The organism is Actinokineospora sp. (genome assembly GCF_050699995.1).
Lineage (GTDB): Bacteria > Actinomycetota > Actinomycetes > Mycobacteriales > Pseudonocardiaceae > Actinokineospora.
The window spans coordinates 1-1,357 of the sequence record NZ_JBOHGC010000667.1; the positions used below are offsets into that span (position 1 = coordinate 1).

The 1,357-nt window shown below is 69.4% G+C and carries 1 protein-coding gene; it reads right to left on the minus strand.

Going from position 1 to position 1,357, the window contains the following annotated elements; genetic code table 11:
- On the minus strand, positions 1 to 1,357 hold a 1,357-nt coding region (gene ppk1, locus ACRDSQ_RS32845), incomplete at both ends, for a polyphosphate kinase 1 (RefSeq protein ID WP_431426570.1).

Sequence of the window (1,357 nt, forward strand, 5' to 3'; positions counted from 1 at the left end):
GACCCACCAGCCCGTACACGACGTGCACGCCCGCCTTCTCCAGCGCGCGCGCCCACTTGATGTTCGCCTGCTCATCGAAGCGGGCCTTCAGTTCCACCAGCGCGACGACCTGTTTGCCCGCCTCGGCTGCGTCGATCAGGGCGTCGACGATCGGGGAGTCGCCGGAGGTGCGGTACAGCGTCTGCTTGATGGCCAGCACGTGCGGGTCGCTCGCGGCCTGCTCGACGAAGCGCTGGACGCTCGTGGAGAACGAGTCATACGGGTGGTGCACCATCACGTCGCCCTCGCGCAGGGTGGCGAAGATGCTCTTCGGCGTCTCGCGTTCGCCGAACGCCGGGTGCGTGGCGGGCACGACGACCGGGTCTTTGAGCTCCTTGCGGTCCACGCTGTAGAGCTGCCAAAGGCACGACAGGTCCAGCAGTCCCTGCACGACGACGACGTCGTTGGGGTGGACCTCCAGTTCGCGCAGCAGCAGTTCGAGCATGTGCTCGGTCATGTCGCCCGCGACCTCCAGGCGCACCGACGCGCCGAACCGGCGCTGCGCCAGCTCCCTTTCCAGGGCCTGCAACAAGTCCTCGTCGCGGTCCTCCTCGACCTCGAGGTCGGCGTTGCGGGTGACCCGGAACGCGTGCACGCCGGTGACGTCCATGCCCGCGAACAGGGTGTTGCGGTGCGCGGCGATCAGTTCCTCCAGCGGCAGGAAGATCGCGACCTGTTCGTCGGCGCTGCGGTCGATCGGCACCAGCCGCGGCACGTTGTCCGGCACCTTGACCCTGGCGAAGCGCTCGATGCCGCCTTCCGGGTCGCGCACCGTCACCGCGAGGTTGAGCGACAGCCCGGAGATATAGGGGAACGGGTGCGCCGGGTCGACGGCCAGCGGTGTGAGCACCGGGAAGACCTGGTCGCGGTAATAGGCCGACAGGCGGGTGCGCTCGTCGTCGGTGATCTCGTTCCACGTGGCGATGCGGATTCCGCGTTCGGCCAGCTCCGGGCGCACCCGCTCCTCGAACGCCCGCGAGTGCTGCTCGACGAGTTCCTGGTTGCGCTTGGCGATGTAGGCCAGCTGTTCGCGCGGGGTCAGGCCGTCGGCGCTGCGGACCGACAGGCCCGTCTCGTTGCGCCGCTTGAGCCCCGCGACGCGCACCATGTAGAACTCGTCGAGGTTCGAGGCGAAGATCGCCAGGAACTTCGCCCGCTCCAGCAGCGGCTGCGAGGAGTCCTCGGCCAGGGCGAGCACCCGCGCGTTGAAGTCCAACCAGGACAGTTCGCGGTTGAGATACCGGTCGTCGGGCAGGTCGGTCACGGCCGCCGCGGGTGTCGCCGCGGGCGGCGCGGACGGCAGCGCGCGCGGCTCGGC